The 20,096-nt window shown below is 45.1% G+C and carries 15 protein-coding genes; 9 read left to right on the top strand and 6 right to left on the bottom strand.

Going from position 1 to position 20,096, the window contains the following annotated elements; all coding sequences use genetic code 11:
- Positions 1–4: 4 nt before the first annotated feature.
- The 3 genes from W234_RS0108630 to W234_RS0108620 all read right to left on the bottom strand — a co-directional run bounded on the left by W234_RS0108630 (position 5) and on the right by W234_RS0108620 (position 2,534).
- Positions 5–805: a transporter substrate-binding domain-containing protein gene (locus W234_RS0108630; RefSeq protein WP_025646464.1), complete on the bottom strand. Its 801-nt coding sequence runs from the start codon at positions 803–805 to the stop codon at positions 5–7.
- 343 nt (positions 806–1,148) lie between these two features.
- A complete protein-coding gene (locus tag W234_RS0108625) occupies positions 1,149–1,946 on the bottom strand; it encodes an ABC transporter ATP-binding protein (protein WP_025646463.1) in 798 nt (265 codons plus the stop codon).
- A gap of 264 nt (positions 1,947–2,210) precedes the next feature.
- Entirely contained in the window at positions 2,211–2,534 is a 324-nt protein-coding gene (locus tag W234_RS0108620) for a hypothetical protein (protein ID WP_025646462.1), read from the bottom strand.
- A 490-nt stretch (positions 2,535–3,024) separates the two neighbouring features.
- Here W234_RS0108620 and W234_RS0108615 point away from each other — a divergent pair, with 490 nt between their 5' ends.
- The 5 genes from W234_RS0108615 to W234_RS0108595 all read left to right on the top strand — a co-directional run bounded on the left by W234_RS0108615 (position 3,025) and on the right by W234_RS0108595 (position 8,315).
- The gene (locus W234_RS0108615; RefSeq protein ID WP_025646461.1) at positions 3,025–4,326 is read left to right on the top strand and encodes a glutamate-5-semialdehyde dehydrogenase; all 1,302 of its coding nucleotides are present in this window, start codon (positions 3,025–3,027) and stop codon (positions 4,324–4,326) included.
- A 454-nt stretch (positions 4,327–4,780) separates the two neighbouring features.
- Positions 4,781–5,479, top strand: a complete 699-nt coding sequence (locus tag W234_RS0108610) for a ZIP family metal transporter (RefSeq protein ID WP_025646460.1) — start codon at positions 4,781–4,783, stop codon at positions 5,477–5,479.
- A gap of 343 nt (positions 5,480–5,822) precedes the next feature.
- Positions 5,823–7,097, top strand: coding sequence for a sodium/glutamate symporter (gene gltS / locus W234_RS0108605; protein WP_025646459.1), 1,275 nt, complete (start codon positions 5,823–5,825; stop codon positions 7,095–7,097).
- 128 nt (positions 7,098–7,225) lie between these two features.
- Positions 7,226–7,957 (top strand): ribonuclease domain-containing protein, encoded by a 732-nt coding sequence (locus W234_RS14875; protein ID WP_025646458.1) that lies wholly within the window; start codon positions 7,226–7,228, stop codon positions 7,955–7,957.
- Position 7,958: 1 nt separating this feature from the next.
- Positions 7,959–8,315 carry a barstar family protein gene (locus W234_RS0108595; RefSeq protein ID WP_025646457.1) on the top strand — a complete coding sequence of 119 codons (357 nt, stop codon included), beginning with the start codon at positions 7,959–7,961 and terminating at the stop codon, positions 8,313–8,315.
- Between the two features lie 473 nt (positions 8,316–8,788).
- Here W234_RS0108595 and glyA read toward each other — a convergent pair whose 3' ends face one another.
- The 3 genes from glyA to W234_RS0108580 all read right to left on the bottom strand — a co-directional run bounded on the left by glyA (position 8,789) and on the right by W234_RS0108580 (position 12,383).
- A complete protein-coding gene (gene glyA / locus W234_RS0108590; RefSeq protein ID WP_025646456.1) occupies positions 8,789–10,045 on the bottom strand; it encodes a serine hydroxymethyltransferase in 1,257 nt (418 codons plus the stop codon).
- A gap of 366 nt (positions 10,046–10,411) precedes the next feature.
- Positions 10,412–10,927, bottom strand: a complete 516-nt coding sequence (locus tag W234_RS0108585) for a chorismate--pyruvate lyase family protein (protein ID WP_025646455.1) — start codon at positions 10,925–10,927, stop codon at positions 10,412–10,414.
- A 142-nt stretch (positions 10,928–11,069) separates the two neighbouring features.
- Positions 11,070–12,383 carry a GNAT family N-acetyltransferase gene (locus W234_RS0108580; RefSeq protein WP_025646454.1) on the bottom strand — a complete coding sequence of 438 codons (1,314 nt, stop codon included), beginning with the start codon at positions 12,381–12,383 and terminating at the stop codon, positions 11,070–11,072.
- Between the two features lie 871 nt (positions 12,384–13,254).
- Between W234_RS0108580 and W234_RS0108575 the strand changes: the two genes are divergently transcribed.
- From W234_RS0108575 to W234_RS0108555, 4 genes are all read left to right on the top strand, one after another.
- Positions 13,255–15,474 (top strand): NADP-dependent isocitrate dehydrogenase, encoded by a 2,220-nt coding sequence (locus W234_RS0108575; protein WP_025646453.1) that lies wholly within the window; start codon positions 13,255–13,257, stop codon positions 15,472–15,474.
- 481 nt (positions 15,475–15,955) lie between these two features.
- Complete coding sequence (locus W234_RS0108570) at positions 15,956–18,175, top strand: NADP-dependent isocitrate dehydrogenase (protein ID WP_025646452.1); 2,220 nt, start codon at positions 15,956–15,958, stop codon at positions 18,173–18,175.
- Positions 18,176–18,328: 153 nt separating this feature from the next.
- Complete coding sequence (locus W234_RS0108560; protein WP_025646451.1) at positions 18,329–18,955, top strand: pseudouridine synthase; 627 nt, start codon at positions 18,329–18,331, stop codon at positions 18,953–18,955.
- 194 nt (positions 18,956–19,149) lie between these two features.
- Positions 19,150–19,998 (top strand): DUF305 domain-containing protein, encoded by an 849-nt coding sequence (locus W234_RS0108555; RefSeq protein WP_025646450.1) that lies wholly within the window; start codon positions 19,150–19,152, stop codon positions 19,996–19,998.
- Positions 19,999–20,096 lie beyond the last annotated feature (98 nt).

The following is a 20,096-nucleotide window of genomic DNA, read 5'->3' as shown; positions in this document are numbered from 1 at the left end:
CAGATTATTGGTTGAAGTTTGCTTGTTCTAGACGAGCCAACTCACCGTTACTGCGGATCTCGCTCAAAGCTTTATTAAAATCATCTCTCAAAGGATCCCCTTTACGAACCGCGATAGCGATGTTGTCATCGTTATCAATCTCATCACCCACGATACCAAAACCTTCTGGATTGTCTTTTAACCAAGCTTTGGCTGAAACTTTTTCGGCCAATACCGCATCGCTGCGACCAGATTTCAGATCTAAATAAGCATTGTCATAGTTATCATAAAGCTGTACCGTGTTGCCGTCTTTACCTTCATAGTTATCTTGCAGATAGACGCCAGGCGTGGTTGAGCGCTGACCACCTAAATTTAGGTTACTAATAGCGTTAGGATCAAAACTACCATCGGTCTCAGTCAGCCAAACCATAGTATTAGCGAAGTACGGCTCAGTGAAGTCTACTTTTTCTTGGCGCTCTGGAGTGATAGACATACCTGCGACAACGGCGTCATACTTTTGCGCCAAAAGACCTGGAATAATGCCATCCCAATCTTGCGCGACGATCTCACAATCTGCCTGCATCTGCTCACATAAAGCGTTGGCGACATCGACATCAAATCCTGCAATACTGCCATCAGCATTGGTATAGTTAAAAGGAGGATAAGCGCCTTCAGTTGCGATACGAATGGTTTTACCCGCGACATCGGCAGCAGGTGCCTCAGCATTTGTCTCTACCGTATCATCGCTTGGCTGGCTACAGGCGCTCAATGCTAGCGCTGCGGTGATAGTCATTGATGACCATAATAGACGAGAATTCGACATCATATATTCCTTATTTTAATTTAATATCCCTATCTAATCATTGACCAAACAGTCGTAATAATGATAGATATTAGCAGCTTATAAACCCATCGATAATACCTGACAACAGTATCAAAAACAAACGTTTTAGGTATTGACTGTCATTATTGGGTAATAAACGGTGCTGCTGTTATTGGAAATAAGTAAGAAGACACCGCCGTAAAAACGTATGACGCAATGCCTTTCTTTATAGCACATACGCTATAAAAGGAAGGATATTGATAACACTAGGCCAGTTTTAAAATAGCTCAATTGATGCATACAGACTTATCAGCCGACAGGTCAGCTCATAAGTCCGAAATAGTGATTAGTTCTGGCGATGAGAAGCCATAAAGTCTCTGACGCGCTCTGAGTTTGGGTTGTCAAACACTTGCTCAGGCGTGCCCATCTCCTCGATGACACCTTGATGTAAGAATACCACTTGGCTTGATACATCACGAGCGAAGCGCATCTCATGGGTGACAATCAGCATCGTACGGCCCTCTTCTGCCAAGTCTTGCATGACGGCGAGTACTTCGTTAACTAGCTCAGGATCGAGCGCGGAAGTTGGCTCATCGAACAAAAGCACTCTTGGCTGCATAGCCAAAGCGCGCGCGATAGCGACACGCTGACGTTGACCGCCAGAGAGATTGGCAGGATAAGCGTCTTTTTTATCGGATAAGCCTACTTTTTTTAGGAGCTGTTCGGCTTCACTGATGGCTTGATCTTTTTTGATTTTTAGAACCTGAGTCGGTCCTTCGATGATATTTTGCAGTATCGTTTTATGCGGCCATAGATTGAAGTTTTGGAAAACAAAACCAACACGCGCCCGCAGATTTTCAAGCTGTCTATGATCTGCCGCTTGCATCTCGCCAGATTTACTGGCTTTTAGCATCAGCTCATCATCACCGATACTGATACGCCCCTTAGTTGGTTTTTCTAACAAGTTAATACAACGTAATAACGTCGACTTCCCTGAGCCTGATGAGCCCAAAATCGAGATCACATCGCCATCATAGGCGGTGAGTGATACCCCTTTTAGCACCTCTAAAGAGCCGTAGCTTTTGTGTAGATCTTGTATATCTAGAGCGATAGGGCGAGTCGAGTCTTTGGCAATATCAGGCATGGTTCAACAGTTTTCCAATTATTATGAATAAGGCGATACTTATAGGCTTAAGCAGCTCTTGGCAGCTTACTGAAATAAAAAGCAGCGTATTGTCGCTTATCATACAGCAAAAAGGCAAATACTCTCTATTACTAGCCCTTACGCCATAAATAAAGCCCAAATCACTACTGTAATTTGAGCTATATTTTAACACTTTAGGCCGCTTAGCGCTGTATTATCTGTAACGCTAATAACGCGGCGATATACTTAACCGTTAATAAGCTATTAATAAGTTGAGACATGCTCCTCAGACTCAGAACCATCGAGGACATCAGCGTCGTCCACCGTCGCTACAGCCACGTCATCATCGGCGCTCGCTACTGCGACATCATCACCGACCATAGGATCATCTGAGATATCTGCACTGTTGACGCCTTCAGTCACTTGCGCGACATCATCAACGCCAGTCGCTTCTTGCTCTACTTGCGTTTGTGCATCGAGCGTTGGATCGTCTTCAGTAGTCGCCGCGCCTTTATCAGAGCAAGCGCTAAGCGTTACTGCCAAAGCGGCCACTGCGGCTAACCCTAGTTTATAAGTCGTGTTTTTCATAATATCCTCTCTAATTGGTTTTAAATTGCGAATTGATTTTGACGCACTAATTGCTTTTAAACAGTGTTTTCCACATCACTTTGCTTAACACGTCTAGTCTCTTATCTATCATTATAATCAGATCTATAAATGACTACTTTAGTAGTTGCAGCGCAGTTGTGTTAAAGACTCGTAAGACAAAGATATCCATACTCCAGAAGCAACACAAAAACACTTAAAACAAAATTGTAAATAGGCGCTGTTCACAAATTCAACTTTACTCTAATCCCAATCTACTCTATGTTAAATGGCATAACGGTTAAATAACACAATGCTTTACCTTAAGTGAGAGCTGTCGTTAATACGCTTGTCAAAGCTCCAGGTTTAGCCACTATTAACAATGATATCTTTTACCACCTTTTAGTTAGACTTTGCCTGTTTAGGCTTTTTTGCTCGTCTACAACATTTATTGAAAATAACCCTTCATCCGTAATCAAAAGGAAAATAATTTATGAGTCAAGCGAATACCTCAGATATAAAATCTTATATGCAAACAGTCGGTAAGCAAGCGCGCGCCGCCTCTCGCGCTCTTGCCGCGGCCAATACTGGCGATAAAAACTCAGCACTTATGAGCATTCATGATGAGCTAGTCAACGCCAAAGCCGATATTTTAGCAGCGAACAAAATAGACATGGATAAAGGCCATAGCAATGACTTAGAAGCCGCGCTACTCGATCGCCTAGAGCTAAACGATGCTAGATTCGATGGTATGCTACAAGGTCTCAAAGACGTCGCAGCCTTGCCTGATCCAATCGGTGAAGTCACTGATATGACCTTTCGCCCCTCTGGTATTCATCTGGGCAAAATGCGTGTGCCGCTAGGCGTGGTCGGTATGATCTATGAGTCACGCCCCAACGTGACTTTAGAAGCCGCCTCACTAGCACTAAAGTCGGGCAACGCTATTATCTTGCGCGGCGGCTCCGAAGCTTTTGAGTCCAATCAAGCTATTGCTAAGTGCATCCACAAAGGCTTGAGTGCAGCCGGTCTCTCCGAGCATAGCGTACAAGTACTTGAAACCACTGACCGCGCGGCTGTCGGTGAGCTGATCACCATGACCGATTACGTGGATGTCATCGTACCACGCGGCGGTAAAGGCCTGATCTCTCGCATCAGCGAAGACGCTAAAGTGCCCGTCATCAAGCATTTAGACGGTAACTGTCATACTTATATCGATAGTGATGCCAAACCTGAGACGGCAATCGAGGTCAGCGTCAATGCTAAGACGCATCGCTATGGCACTTGTAATACTATGGAGACGCTCTTGGTCGATAAAGCCGTCGCCGATGAGATGCTACCGCAAATTGCTGAAGCTATCATTAAAGCCGATGACGCAATGCAGCTGCGCCTTGATAAGCAAGCACAAAGCATATTAAAGGACAATGCTAAGCTTGATGGTCATCTATCAGCTGCGACTGAGGAAGATTGGGATACCGAATATCTTGCGCCTATCTTAGCGGTGAAAGTCATCGACGGACTTGACGCGGCGATTGAGCACATCAACACGCACGGCAGCCATCATACTGACGTCATTATCACAGATAACTACAGTAAGTCGCAGCGCTTTATCCGCGAAGTCGACTCCGCAAGCGTAATGATTAACGCCTCAAGCCGCTTTGCTGATGGCTTTGAGTATGGTCTTGGCGCTGAGATTGGCATCTCAACCGATAAGATTCACGCTCGTGGCCCAGTCGGGTTAGAAGGTCTAACCTCACAAAAATGGATCGTCTATGGTCATGGCGAGACTCGCGCTTAATGGTTATTGACTAAGCTTATCTATTTAGGGTTTATCAAAACGTCAGCATCCGTGTTGGCGTTTTTTTCTGTTAAAAACGGCTAAACCCTGTTAAAGGTTATAACCAGTACAGGCTTTAGTTGATAAAATATGACAACAATAATAGGGCGTGTTGAACATTCGACCATGGCACTGACAGAGACTATTTTTTAGGCGATTTGCAGATAAAAATGGTAAGTTTAGTTGTTCTAAGCGTCTATTTTTATTAATAAAGCGGCAAAAAATAGTCCTGTCCCTGTTGTTGTAGTTAGGGCTGATGCTAAAATCGCCCTAGTCGTTGTGAAAATCTAGCCAATGCAATAAGCATTATCTGCAATTTTCACTTAGACTAGAACTATTTTAGCGATCAGCAGTGCGCATTTGTGAATGTTCAACACGCCCTAAATGACCTTTTTATAAAAAAAGAAGAACTGCTATGATGATTTTATTGGTTATTACTATCGTTTCAGCCGCGCTCATTATTGGGGCGTTATGGGGAACTTATGGCAAGCTTCCTAATTGGCTACAAGGCAACCTATTGGCTATTGCTGGTGGCGCGCTGATGCTCGCGGTAGTATTACAAATGCTGCAGCCAGCCGTAACCCACAGTGGGCTTTTGGCGACTATCGGCTTTACGCTATTAGGCGCCGGCGTATTTACGAGCATAGACTATCTTATAGACGAAAAACTACAAAGTAGTGGCGGCGGCGGTTTGCTTGCTGCGGTCACTTTAGATGGCGTGCCAGAGAATTTAGCACTAGGAGTATCACTAATCAGTGGTAATGTCATGCAAGTTGCGGCGCTTGCTGGCTCTATTTTGTTATCTAACTTACCAGAAGCTGCTGGCGGTGCTAAACAGATGAAGGAGTCCGGGTCGAGTAATAAAAAGATACTACTCATCTGGACAGGCGCTGCAGTGTTATTATCCGTAGCAGCTATCGCTGGTAACATTCTACTGCGTGATGTGTCTAAATCGACGATAAGCTTGATAGATTGTTTTGCAGCGGGCGCCGTGATTGCTTCACTGGCGACCGAAGTCTTTCCAGATGCTTTTAAAAAAGGCAATCATTGGGCGGGCATCAGTACCGCTATTGGGCTGATTCTAGCTTTAGGATTAGATCAATTAGGGGGTTAATAAAAAAGTTATGAGATAATAAGCTATCCGCTTATGCTACAAAATATGATTAATTTTGCTAAGATTGGTGGTTCGTTGAACACTTATAACGCGACTTAAAGTATAATCCGAAAATGACGTCAGCCTAATCGCTGGCGTTTTTTATTATTCAAATCGATAGCTTTTTGGACTAAAACCATTGCACATACTTATAAAAAGTTTGGCAAACCGCGGCTATGGATATGCTGCTGCACTAAGACTGATGATGGCGATAACAAATATGTCAGAAGGATAAAGCACTCCTTTGTCATCGATCCGTCCTCTTGTTGAGTTTACAACCGAAGTTTATGAGAAGGATTCACTTATGGAAATGACATTAAATGGTTATTACACCTTGATATTAGCAACATTCGTGCTACTACTCGGGCGTTTCTTAATCAAAAAAATCAAGGTATTAGAAGACTTTAATATTCCAGAACCTGTGGTTGGTGGCTTGGTCGCTGCGATGATTGTTTATGCGCTTAATTTGATTTGGGGCTATAGCTTCAACTTCCATCAAGGGCTGCAAACTGCGACAATGCTGATGTTCTTTGCTTCCATTGGCCTGAGTGCTGATTTTGGCAGACTCAAAGCGGGCGGCTCGCCATTATTTATCTTTACAGTGGTGGTATCGGTATTTATTATCTTGCAAGATATCGTCGGCGTTGCCATGGCAAGCGCGCTAGGACTTGATCCGATGCTTGGCTTAGTGACAGGCTCTATCGCTTTGACCGGCGGACACGGTACTGCAGGCGCGTGGGGCGTCGTGCTAGAAGAAGAGTATGGCGTTGTCGGTGCGACTACTTTAGGTATCGCGGTGGCCACTTATGGCTTGGTCGCAGGTGGTCTCGTCGGGGGTCCTGTCGCGCGTAAGCTCATCCGCAGACTAGGTATCAGCCCAAGCCAAGCTGATCCCAACCCAAGCGATATCGAAAAAGTCGCGAGCTCACAGTCGCTGTATAGTACTAAGCACGACGAGGATGAGATCCTAAACGACAAAGAAATCTTTGAAAAACCTGATCATATTCGTCTGATTACCGCCTCATCGACTATTGAGTCGTTAGCGCTATTTGCTGCCGCTTTGGCTTTTGCCGATATTATGACGGCAGTGGCCGAAGGCACTTGGTTTCAGCTGCCTACCTTCGTTTGGGCGTTAGCTGCTGGGGTCATCATTCGTAACTCCCTTACTATCGTCTTTAATTTTGAAATGTTTGACCGGGCGATCGATGTCATCGGTAACGCCTCTTTGAGTCTATTCTTAGCAATGGCGCTTCTATCACTGAAGCTTTGGCAATTGACTGATTTGGCAGGTCCTGTACTGATTATCCTGTTAGTCCAAACGCTTATTATGGTGATTTATGTGTACTTCATCACCTTCAGAGTTATGGGTAAAGATTACGATGCTGCAGTACTCGCTGCAGGTCACGGCGGGTTCGGTATGGGCGCAACCCCAACGGCGATTGCCAATATGCAGGCGGTCACCGATCGCTACTTGGCCTCGCCAAAAGCGTTTTTAATCGTGCCGATGGTTGGTGCCTTCTTTGTCGACATCGTGAACGCCACGATACTGCAGATATTTACTCAGCTCCCCTTTATGTAGATTTGTACCGTCAAACCAACAAGTTTTTAATTTATACAATAAACGTCAGCATCATGCTGGCGTTTTTTGGTTTAATAGTTTTTATCAAATTGTATATACTATGCTAAACCCTAATAGGCGAAGCGGCCATGCAAAGCGGTACTATCAAACACTGGAACCAAGATAAAGGCTACGGCTTTATCGATGTTGACGATCAAAGTGAGGACGTGTTTTTTCATATCAGCAGCGTACAATTATCGCAGCCTATCCATATCGGGCAGCACGTGTATTTTAACAGTACTCGCAATGACAAAAACCAGCTGCGTGCGACCGAAGTTTCTGACCCTACCTTGAGCCTTGAAGAAAGTACACCATCGAAAGGCCGCAATGATAAGACCAACCATTTGCATACAAGACAGCATACAGCGAAACGCTCAACGTACGGGCAGCATAAAAAAAGCCCGCTCACGTCGCTTATCTCCTTTATCGCTATTATTGCCGTCGCCGTCTATTTCTTTGGTGATATAAAATCAGCGCTGTTTGAGCAAGGGGCATTGACCGCTGATATCACGCCCAGCTATTCAGACTCTGCTCAAAGCGCTCATACCGCCATCACAGGCGACGCGCAAATTGATAACACTATCGCCCTAATTCAGCAAGGCGGGCCATATCCCTATCCTGCCAAGGATGGCACGACCTTTTATAACCGCGAAGGCCGCCTGCCTGCTCAGTCCAGCGGCTACTACCGCGAGTACACTGTGCCTACACCCGGCGTCTCACATCGCGGCGCTAGACGTATCGTCACCGGCGGCAATCCGCCCACTGTCTACTACTTAACGGTTGATCATTACGATAGCTTTAGACGATTAGAGGTAAACTAATATGAGCCAAGCCATTTACTATATAGACAAGGATACTGGTCTATGTGCTGAGCCAAACACTTGTAATCGTGCTTTTATTCCTGAGCAAGCTATCGATATCGCTGTGGGTAGAGTGCTTGATAAAACGTCACTATTGACGGCCTTAGATAACGCGCTTAATTTTCCTGATTACTTTGCGCACAATTGGGATAGTGCGTGGGACTGCTTAACCGATAGCGATGCCGAGCATTTGCGTTTGGATTTGACAGAGATTGAGCAGATAAACACGGAGGACTTTAAGGTGTTTAAAAGTATGATTGAGGATGCGTATCGGGATTTTGGTCGCCCGCAGTTGTGGATGGTTGGGAGTAATTCATAAGAGTGTGTAGTACGCTTTATATTGAAATAGTATTTAAATAATAATATCTAAATAATAGGGCGTGTTGAACATTCACAAATGCGCACTGCTGATCGCTAAAATAGTTCTAGTCGTCGTTAAAATTGCAGGTAATGCTTATTGCATTGGCTAGATTTTCGCAACGACTATGGCGATTTTAGCATCAGCCCTAACTACAACAACAGGGACAGGACTATTTTTTGCCGCTTTATTGATAAAAATAGACGCTTAGAACGACTAAACTTACCATTTTTATCTGCAAATCGCCTAAAAAATAGTCTCTGTCAGTGCCATGGTCGAATGTTCAACACGCCCTAAAAGAGAGTTCATAGATTTTGTGGATACTGACATATCTATAAGACTACAAAGAGCCATGCATCAAATAACAGGATGGAAAAAGAGCTAAAAAAACCGCCCAGCCAAAGCCAAGCGGTTCTTTTTATAATTTTCAAGTCTTACTGATTTTTCTCATAAACTGGCTTTTTGGCACAGATAGCTTTGACTTTGTCGCGCGTATCGCTGATCACTTGCTCATCACCGCGGCTATCTAACACATCACAAATCCAGTTTGCCACCTCTTTGACATCTGCTTCATTGAAGCCGCGAGTGGTCAAGGCTGGCGTACCAATACGGATACCAGAGGTGACAAACGGTGATTTTGGATCGTTAGGTACGGCGTTTTTATTAACCGTAATAAAAGCCTCACCAAGCCACTTATCTGCTTCTTTACCGGTCAACTCTTGTTTCACAAGGCTGATGAGCATTAAATGGTTTTCAGTACCGCCAGAGATGATTTCATAGCCGCGATCGATGATTACTTCTGCCATAGCTTTGGCGTTTTTGACCACTTGCTCTTGATAAGTTTTGAAGTTATCTTCGAGTGCTTCTTTAAAGCAGACCGCTTTACCGGCGATGGCGTGCATCAATGGGCCACCTTGATTGCCTGGGAAGACCGCAGAATTAAGCTTTTTGGCAAGCTTATCGTCGCGTGACATGATGATACCTGAGCGCGGCCCACGTAAGGTTTTATGCGTAGTACTAGTCACCACATCAGCATATGGTACTGGATTTGGATATGCGCCCGTAGCAGCAAGGCCTGCGATGTGTGCCATATCGACTAACAAATAAGCGCCGACTTCATCAGCGATATCGCGGAAGCGCTGCCAATCAACCACTTGTGAGTAGGCAGAAAAACCTGCGATGATCATCTTGGGCTTATGCTCGCGCGCTAAGCGATCGACTTCATCATAATCAATCAGGCCTGTCTCTTCTACCAAACCATACTGTACGGCGTTGTAGTTGATGCCTGAGAAGTTGATATGCGCGCCATGGGTCAAGTGACCACCAGCATCCAGACTCATGCCGAGCACCGTATCATTCGCTTCCAGTAACGCTAAGAATACCGCCGAGTTGGCTTGGCTGCCTGAATGCGGCTGCACGTTGACGTACTCTGCGCCAAATAGCTCTTTGGCGCGGTCAATAGCCAACTGTTCAACCACATCGACGTGCTCACAGCCGCCATAGTAACGCTTACCCGGATAGCCTTCAGCATATTTATTGGTTAGATCTGAGCCCTGTGCTTCCATTACTGCTTGCGAGCAGTAGTTCTCTGAAGCGATAAGCTCGATATGGCTCTCTTGACGCTGGCTTTCAGCTTCCATGGCTTCAGCAAGTTTTGGGTCAAATTCTTTTATAGAGATATCTTTAAACATAGTTATGTCCTATAGCATATTTTTATTAAGAGTGATAAAAAAAAAAGGTTTAAAAATAGAAGGGTAAGCGATGAGTGCAGGCTTATGATACACCTAAATTAAACTCATGCTTGATGACGATATTCCAGCATTCATCTTGCAGGTCATATCCTACTGAAATTTTGCTGTGATTTGAGTTTAACATGAAACCAGATAAGGTAAATGCAAAAACTCACTTTGCGCTAGGTAAATAAGATATTTTTTAAAATCTAAAAAAGTGCCCAAGTAGCAGGCTTTGATGAGTCACTTATTTAGGTAACTGATAGGCATTGTGGGGTCTCAATCTTCTCAGTTATTAAATCCATACCGCTGAGGTTTACTCAGCGCCTAGCACTCATCAAGACCAGATAAAAAATATGGCAAAAAGGTCTCACTAATTAATAACTTTCTACCGTACCAATCATAGCGGGTTTGGCGCTGCCAGCCGTGTTCAGTATGCGTAATAAAGCGCTGATTGGGTAGCGTTTGGCGACGCTTAAAGAGCACATAACCGATGGGCGTACCTTTTAGCTGTTGCAAGCGCTTGGCTGAGCCTTGCAGACTCGGTAGCGGAAAAATACTTTGCGCCCATACCCAAGGCTGGTCACTATCGCCATATAGTTCTACTTCGCGTACCCAAGCCAGTATCGGTCTGTTGTACTGCTTTACTGATATGCCGAGCTGCTTTTTTTGCGTCAAGCTTAGTCGCCGATAGCCTTCAAAACAGCGCTCTACTCGCAGCGGTTGACCTGACTTTGCCTCAAGCATAGCAGTCAGTGAGCCTTCGACATTAAGCCAAGAAGATAGCGCTGCCGGCGGTGATATAGTAGAAGAAGTATGAGCATTAAAAGAGTGACTGGGCATAGTTAACAAAATTATAGGTTATGACGGATATAAAAAACAGCACTCGGTACCTTAGTATTCAATAGCCAAGTATCCAATAGCAAAGTATTCAGTACTAAAGCATAAAGGCAAAAAGTATAGAGGCTAGTTTAAGGGATGGCAGTTATTGCTCACTATCAAAGACTGGCATATTATCAGCATTGAACGGCAGAGCCTGATGCGCTTGCTGACGATACTGCGCCATGCGCTGCCTATCTTCCATACAAAAATTACTAATCGCCGGAATAAAACGCTCGTCATAAATGCGGTGTAAGGAGTGAGTCGTGGTCGGAATAAAGCCGCGCACTAGCTTGTGCTCGCCTTGCGTACCTGGGTCAAAATACTGCAAACCTTGTTCAATAGCAAACTCTATGCCTTGATAGTAGCACAGCTCGAAATGTAAGCTGTCATAATCGGCAAGCGCGCCCCAATAGCGCCCATACAGCGTTGAATGCTCGTTATTAGGACTGTCATAGAGAAACAAACTACTAGCGATAATCTCGTTGTCGCTGTCGTATGCAAGCGCCAGCATCAAGTGCTCAGGCATACTCTGCGCGAGCGCCATAAAAAAGTCTAATGTCAGATAAGGCTGCTGACCGCGCACCGCATAAGTCATTACATAGCAATGATAAAACGCCTTCCAGTCACTATCAGTAATATCGCTACCGCATTTGCGTGCACAGACGATATTTTGCTCAGTGACTTTACGGCGCTCAGCGCGGATAGTTTTGCGCTTTTTCGCTCTTAGCGTCGCTAAGAAATTCTCAAAATCAGTGAAAGGCTGAGCATCGGCAAGCAAGTTTTGATTTTGCCATAAAAACTGACAGCCTTGACGCTCAAAAACAGGTAAGGACGTTTTACTTGTTTGTGTTGATTCTGGTGGCTGCTCTTGTCTGTCATCTGCGCCAGCTAAGGCTATCCGGCTCTCATCAATAGCGGCTGCAATCTCTTGGCTTGATGAAGCCGTTATAGTTGCAAGCTGAGACTCAGCAAATAAGCAATGCCAGCTAGACGCCCCGACCTGCTGCGCAACATCATCTACCCCTTTGATAGCAGTTTGTATTATCTCAGGTGTTAAACCTTGGTTTGCCGCAAGCCACAGACGTTGACCCGTAATTGGTGTATAAGGCACGCTCGTCACTAGACGCGGATAATAATCCAAACCGTAATGCGCATAAGCCTGCGCCCAAGAGTAATCAAACACAAACTCGCCTTGATGATGGCCTTTGACAAAGACCGGCATCACCGCAACAGGACGGTGCTTATCACCATCATAAACCACGATATAGATCGGTAGCCAGCCGGCTTTTTCACCGATAGCGCCGGTATCACTGAGCGCCTGCCAAAAGGTAAAAGACATAAATGGCGTGTCAGGCGTTTGCCAATCCGCTTGGGTCTTCCAACTCATATCGCCTACTAACGCATACTCTAAATTCATGACACCTACTTTGTTTGTATAAAGTCACCATTAGCCTACCAAACTTTGCTAAAAATGCGGTTACAATTTGCAAAATATTACTAGGGCGTGTTGAACATTCGCAAATAGGCACTGCTGATCGCTAAAATTGTTCCAGACAAGGCACAAAGCGACGATAATGCAGATGCCTTAGCGAGATTTGTAACGCAGTATGGGGCAATTTTAGCATCAGCCCTCACGACAACAACAGGGACAGGACTCTTTTTTGCCGCTTCATCGTTAAAAATAAGCGCTTAGAATGACTAAACTTATTATTTTTAACATCGAAACGCCTAAAAAATAGTCGCTGTCAGTGCCATGGTCGAATGTTCAACACGCCCTAGCTATTCTCTATGTATCTTTGGCAGTGAGTGAACTATGTTGTTCGTTGAAAACTGCAGAAACAGCTGATGTTTAAGCTGGCAAAAGGATGTTTTTAGTATGGATGACTGTTAGAATAAGGCTTTTAATAGTTTAATATAATTCTGAGATATGAGATATTAGCAATCATACTATCCCTAGTTCATTTTGTTACATTGACATCGTCTTGAATTTATACTTCGTAAATGTAATGCATGGTTTATTACTGACTAACACTGGTTTTGGGCGGCTTGTCTATTTAAATATAAAAGTAAGTATAAAGAAAAGTATCAAGGCAGGTATAGAAATAGGTATCAAAGATGATAATCGAAAAATCCTCCGCCAAATCGTCACGCAAAAATCATATATTTACAGACGTAGCCCCTGTTAACTTAAGACTAAATGCAACTCAAAGCGACCTACTATTATCAGCGATAACATAGCCAAACTTAATACTTATTATAAATAATCACGTAAAGGAATAACTACTATAATGTCAAAACTAATTTATACAAAAACGGATGAAGCCCCAGCACTGGCCACCCTCTCCTTTTTACCTATTGTCAAAGCTTTTGCTAGTACCGCAGGCATCGACGTAGAAACTGCTGACATCTCGTTGGCCGGACGCATCATCGCCTTGTTTCCCGACTTTTTGACCGCAGAGCAGCGCATTCCTAGCGCCTTTCAAGAGCTGCGTGAACTGGTCAAAACGCCCGGCGCTAACGTCATCAAGCTGCCTAATATCAGCGCTTCTATCCCGCAGCTCAAGGCTGCAATCAAAGAGCTACAAGACAAAGGTTATGCCTTGCCTGATTATCCCGATCATCCAGAAACGGACGAAGAAAAAGACGTGCGTATTCGTTATGACAAAGTAAAAGGCAGTGCGGTCAACCCGATTTTGCGCGAAGGTAACTCCGATCGCCGCGCGCCAAAAGCCGTCAAAGCTTATGCTCGACGTCATCCGCACTCTATGGGCGCATGGAGCCCAGACTCTAAGTCGCACGTGGCTACTATGGATTATGGTGACTTTGCTGATACCGAGACCTCGGTGACGGTCGAGCAAGCCACAGACTATCGCATTGAATTCACAAGCAACAAGGGAGAGGTCACTGAGCTAAAAGCGCCAGCGCCGCTACTCGCAGGCGAGGTGATTGATGCAGCAGTGTTAAGACATGACGCTTTAGTGGCGTTTTTGGACGAGCAAGTTAAGGACGCAAAAGCCAAAGAGGTACTGTTCTCTTTGCATCTAAAAGCCACCATGATGAAGGTCTCCGACCCTATTATCTTCGGTGAAGCAGTAAGAGTTTACTTTAAAGATCTATTCAAAAAGTATGGCGATACGTTCAAAGCGCTAGACGTCAATGTCAATAATGGCTTTAGTAACCTGCTTACCAAAATACAAGAGCTACCGGATGATAAGCGTCAAGCTATCGAAGCGGATATTGCCAATATTTATAAGCGCAACCCTGATCTGGCGATGGTGAATTCAGAAAAAGGTATCACCAACTTACATGTGCCTAGCGATGTCATTGTCGATGCCTCCATGGCGGCGATGATTCGCAATTCAGGCAAAATGTGGGGCGCTGATCATGAGCTGCACGATACCAAAGCCGTCATTCCTGATAGTAGCTACGCTTGTGTCTATGATGAGACCATCAAGTTCTGCAAAGAGCACGGCGCCTTTGATCCAGCAACGATGGGCTCAGTGCCAAATGTCGGGTTAATGGCGCAAAAGGCGGAAGAATATGGCTCACATGACAAGACCTTTTTGATTCCATCTGCAGGTAATGTGCAAGTATTAGATGCTGCTGGCAACGTACTCACTGAGCACCAAGTCGAAACAGACGATATCTGGCGGATGAATCAGGTTAAAGACGCACCGATTCAGGACTGGGTGAAGCTCGCCGTTACGCGCGCCCGTGCTAGCAACGTTCCTACGATATTCTGGTTAGATAAAAAACGCCCGCATCATGCCGCCCTTATCAAAAAAGTAGAGCGCTACCTAAAAGACCACGATACTGAGGGCTTAGACATTCGTATCATGCCGGTACGCGAAGCCACGCGCTTTACCTTAGAGCGCCTAAAAGCAGGTAAAGATACCATCTCAGTCACCGGTAACGTGCTGCGTGACTATCTTACCGATCTATTTCCAATTTTGGAGCTAGGCACCAGTGCAAAAATGCTCTCTATCGTACCTCTGATGAATGGCGGCGGTCTGTTTGAGACTGGAGCTGGCGGTTCAGCGCCTAAGCATGTACAGCAGTTGGTTGAAGAGAACCATCTGCGCTGGGATTCATTAGGCGAGTTTTTAGCGTTGGCGGAATCATTAGAGCACTTAGCGATTCATGAGGACAATGATAAAGCTCAGGTGTTATCCGATACCCTAGATGGCGCAACAGAGAAGCTACTGATGAATAATAAGTCGCCCTCACGCAAAGTTGGTGAGCTTGACAACCGTGGTAGCCACTTTTACTTGGCTCTGTACTGGGCGCAAGAGCTCGCCGCGCAAGATGACAATAGCGAGTTAAAACAGACCTTTACACCCCTCGCCAAAGCGCTTGCTGAGAATGAAGACGCCATCGTCAAAGAGCTCAATGAGGTGCAAGGACACGCTGTTGATATCGGTGGTTATTATCTACTAGACAAAGAACAGGCTAAAAATGTCATGCGCCCAAGCAAACTGCTAAACGACACTATCGCTTCGGTACAATAAGGCTAAAATAGGGTTAAGCTTATAACGATGAGCTTAGCCCTAGTCCTTGATGCTCATACTTTCAACTATTTACGCAGATAGTTGCTGATATGGGCTTAAGACGTTTTATTTTAGTCGCATTATGGTAAAAAACAGTCGTGTCGCTGTTGTTCTTTGCAGGCTAATGTTAAAATTAGCCTTAAGCTATTCAAAACGAGACTATGTTTAAACTTTGTTTAAACTTCAAACGTTTATTTTGGAACGTTTAAAAGGGACGAACAACTACCGTAGACGACTATTAACTATCTCGTGGCTATCATTTACAAGATTTAAGTACTCCCTTCGATGGTTAGCTTACCCATATTATCACTAGTATCACTTTGATAAATGAACCACTTACCGCGCTACCCGTTTGCAGCTGTCTTTATTTCAATTTGCAAACACCTTTTATTTTTATAAGAATCAAACGCTTAATGACAACCAAAAGGAATAAGAGATTACAATGTCAAAAATTATATATACAAAAACCGATGAAGCCCCAGCGCTAGCCACCCTATCATTTTTGCCTATCGTTGAAGCCTTTACCAAAACCGCAGGCGTTGAAGTAGAGATGAGTGACATCTCTGTTGCTGCGCGTATCTTAGCTGAGTTTCCTGACTATCTTGAAGAGGAGCAGCGTGTTCCTGATAATCTTGCGGAGCTAGGCCGTCTCACGCAAGATCCAAACGCTAATATCATTAAGCTACCAAATATCAGTGCCTCTGTTGGTCAGCTAAAAGCCGCTATCAAAGAGCTACAAGGTAAAGGCTACGCGTTACCTGATTTTCCAGATGAGGCAGAGACAGAGGAAGAAGAAGAGATTCGCCGCCGCTATGGCAAAGCTTTAGGTAGCTCAGTCAACCCTGTACTGCGTGAAGGTAACTCCGATCGCCGCGCGCCAAAAGCGGTCAAAAACTACGCGCGTAAACACCCGCACTCGATGGGCGAATGGAAGCAGTGGTCACAGACGCACGTCTCACACATGCATGGTGGTGATTTCTACGCCGGTGAGCAATCGATGACTTTAGACAAAGCGCGCACTGTACGTATGGAGCGTGTTACTGATGATGGTACGGTTCATGTCTTCAAAAAAGGTCTCGCTTTGCAAGATAAAGAAGTCATTGACCTTATGTTTATGAGTAAAAAGTCTTTGCTTGAGTTTTATGAGCGTGAAATGGAAGACTGCCGCGAAGCTGGTATCTTATTCTCGTTACACGTCAAAGCAACAATGATGAAAGTCTCGCATCCAATCGTCTTCGGTCATGCGGTCAGAACGTATTATAAAGACGCTTTTCAAAAACACGGCGCGCTTTTCGATGAGTTAGGCATCAATGTCAATAACGGTATGGCATCACTTTACGAAAAAATCAAAGAGCTGCCAACATCTCTACAAGAAGAGATTGAGCGCGATTTACATGCCTGCCAAGTGCATCGTCCTCGTCTGGCGATGGTCGACTCTAATAAAGGTATCACTAACTTTCACTCACCTAGCGATGTGATTGTTGACGCGTCTATGCCAGCGATGATCCGCTCAGGCGGTAAGATGTGGGGCGCGGATGGCAAAATGTATGATTGTAAAGCCGTGATGCCTGAATCTACTTTTGCGCGTATCTACCAAGAAATGATCAATTTCTGCAAATGGCATGGCAATTTTGATCCGACCACAATGGGCACCGTTCCTAACGTCGGTCTTATGGCGCAAAAAGCAGAAGAGTACGGCTCGCACGACAAAACCTTTGAAGCCGCCGATTCAGGTACCGCTCGTATTGTTGACGAAGAAACTGATGAAGTGCTCATGGAGCAGTATGTTGAGAAGGGTGATATTTGGCGCATGTGTCAGACCAAAGATGAGCCAATCCAAGACTGGGTTAAGCTTGCCGTGCGCCGCGCACGTGAATCAAATACACCGGTTGTCTTCTGGTTAGACCCATACCGCCCGCACGAAAACGAGCTGATCAAAAAGGTCAATATGTACCTAAAAGACCATGATACCGATGGTCTACATATTGAGATCATGTCGCAGGTCCGCGCCATGCGTTATACCTTAGAGCGTGTCGCTCGCGGCCTTGATACCATCTCAGCCACTGGTAATATCCTACGCGATTATCTGACTGACTTGTTCCCTATTCTTGAGCTTGGAACGAGTGCTAAGATGCTCTCAGTTGTACCACTCATGAAAGGCGGCGGCTTGTTTGAGACCGGCGCAGGGGGTTCTGCTCCTAAGCACGTGCAGCAGCTGGTTGAAGAAAACCATCTACGCTGGGACTCTTTAGGCGAGTTCTTGGCCTTGACCGAATCCTTGGAGCATTTAGCCAAAAGCGATGATAATGCTAAGGCTCAAGTCCTTGCAGACTCACTAGATAAGGCCACTGAGAAGCTACTAATCAACGACAAATCGCCATCACGCAAAACTGGTGAGCTTGATAACCGTGGTAGCCACTTCTACTTAGCTAAGTACTGGGCTGAGGAGCTTGCAGCGCAAGATCAAGATGCCGACCTCAAAGCTCAGTTTGCACCTCTAGCTGAGCAGCTTGAAAATAATGAGCAAGCGATTGTTGAAGAGATGAATAAAGCGCAAGGCAAACCTGTAGATATCAAAGGCTATTACTTAGCTGATGAAAAACTAGCTGAAGCAGCCATGCGTCCGAGTAAAATCTTTAACGAAGCTATCGCTTCATTATAAATAGTGATTAACAAGTCGCTATAACGCTAGTTGAGCAATATAGAACGCTCAAATGATAGCCGCACCTCAATGGTATAATACTGTTGAGGTGTTTTTTATGGCAAAGATTGATAGTATGACTATCTCTGATCTTTAATTAGGAACGCTCTTCTCATGGCCACCTCAAGCTTAGTGCTCTTTAATAAACCTTATGGCGTTCAAAGTCAGTTTCGTGATGACAGTAATAATAATCATATCACTCTATCGCAGTATTTCACCGATAAGTCATTGCGCGTCGCCGGCCGCTTAGATGCCACTTCAGAGGGCTTACTTATTTTGACTCGTGATGGCCGTGTTAATAAAGCCATTACCCAGCCGCCTAGTCAAAAAACTTTTCATCAGAATAAATACAAGCAAGGTAAAACTTATCTGGTGCAAGTTGAAGGGGCTGCAAGCCAAGAGCAGCTTGATGAGTTATCGAACGGCGTCTTGCTAAAAGACGGCATGACGTTGCCTGCAACAGCAAAAATAGTCGCAGAAGACGAGCTGCCTATTGAGCTTTGGCAACGCGATCCGCCGATACGCGAGCGTAAAAACGTGCCGACTTCTTGGCTGATGCTGACAATTTATGAAGGCAAAAATCGACAAGTCAGGCGAATGACCGCGCACGTGGGCTTACCTTGCTTACGCCTGATCCGCTGGTCGGTTGCCGGTTTTGACTTAGGGACGCTTGCGAGCGGCGAGTTTGTACGGATTCATCTCAATGCTGAGCGCTGTCAGCAGTTAGGGATTACTGACTAGCAGACCGTGATCTGGTTGAGTACATTGCCATTGTCACCTAAGCTACTAGCCATTATCGCTCAAGCTACGATAAGCGCTTTAATAATATTAAATAGCTCTCTCAAACGCTCTAGATTTATCTGCTAAATCTGCTAGTATTTAACTACCATTTTTGTGGTTACGTTTGTTCCCGCCGGCTTATGTTAAGGACTACTATGATACTGTCATCGCGTTTTAGCGCTTCTCTCATTAGCGTTGTGGTAGGGCTTGCCCTAAGCGCTTGTCAGCCGGCCTCTGACCCTAGCGATATGCCAACAGAGACCACAGATACTCCTGACACCTCTGTCGTCACGCAAGACACAGCGGCGCAAGCAGAGACGGACGAAGCAGTAGTCGCGGATGAAACAGATGAGAGTGTAATCGATAGTGCGCCGATGATGGAAGACTATACCAAAGCGCTGACTAGAATGAATAATGAGGTCAACATTGGTATGGTTTATAACGATCCAGATACCGCGTTTGCCAAAAGCATACTCGCTTTGCATCGCGGCGCTGTCAATATGGCGCAGCTACAGCTCAAATATGGAACAGATAACGCGCTTTTGCTACTGGCTCAAGAGATTATCGACTCTCAGCAGCAAAGGATCGACATCAGCAATAAGTGGCTAGCCAGCCATCCTGATATTCCTAATCCTAAGCCTAATACTGAAGCTATGCAGCTCGACTATGCAGATATCGTGGCTTCTATGAACTACAACATCAGAATGGGTACCGAGTCTGTTGTCGCCGATTTAGCTTTTGCCCGCGGGATGCTGGCTCATCAGCGAGCCGTATTGCAGCTCGCCAAAGTAGAGCTGAGATATGGTACTGATGTTGAGATGCGCCGACTGGCGGTACAGATCACTAGAGATCAGCCGCGTATTATACAAGTATTAGAAGACTGGCTTGCCAACAATGCTCCCGCACCATCTCCAGAAGCAGAAGCAGAAGCAGAAGCAGAAGCAGAAGAGAGTATAGAGCTAGAAGAAGATGGCGATACTATTAAACGCGACGAGCCAGCATAACAAGTAAAGATAACAAGAGCACTGGTAAGCAGGCAGCGGTTAGCTACTCATGTATAATGCTATGAGTTACTAGCGTAGCGACACTAAAACCGTAACGC

The sequence above is a fragment of the Psychrobacter sp. TB15 genome, from assembly GCF_000511655.1.
Classification (GTDB): Bacteria; Pseudomonadota; Gammaproteobacteria; order Pseudomonadales; family Moraxellaceae; genus Psychrobacter; species Psychrobacter submarinus.
This window is presented reverse-complemented; position numbering and strand designations above follow the sequence as displayed.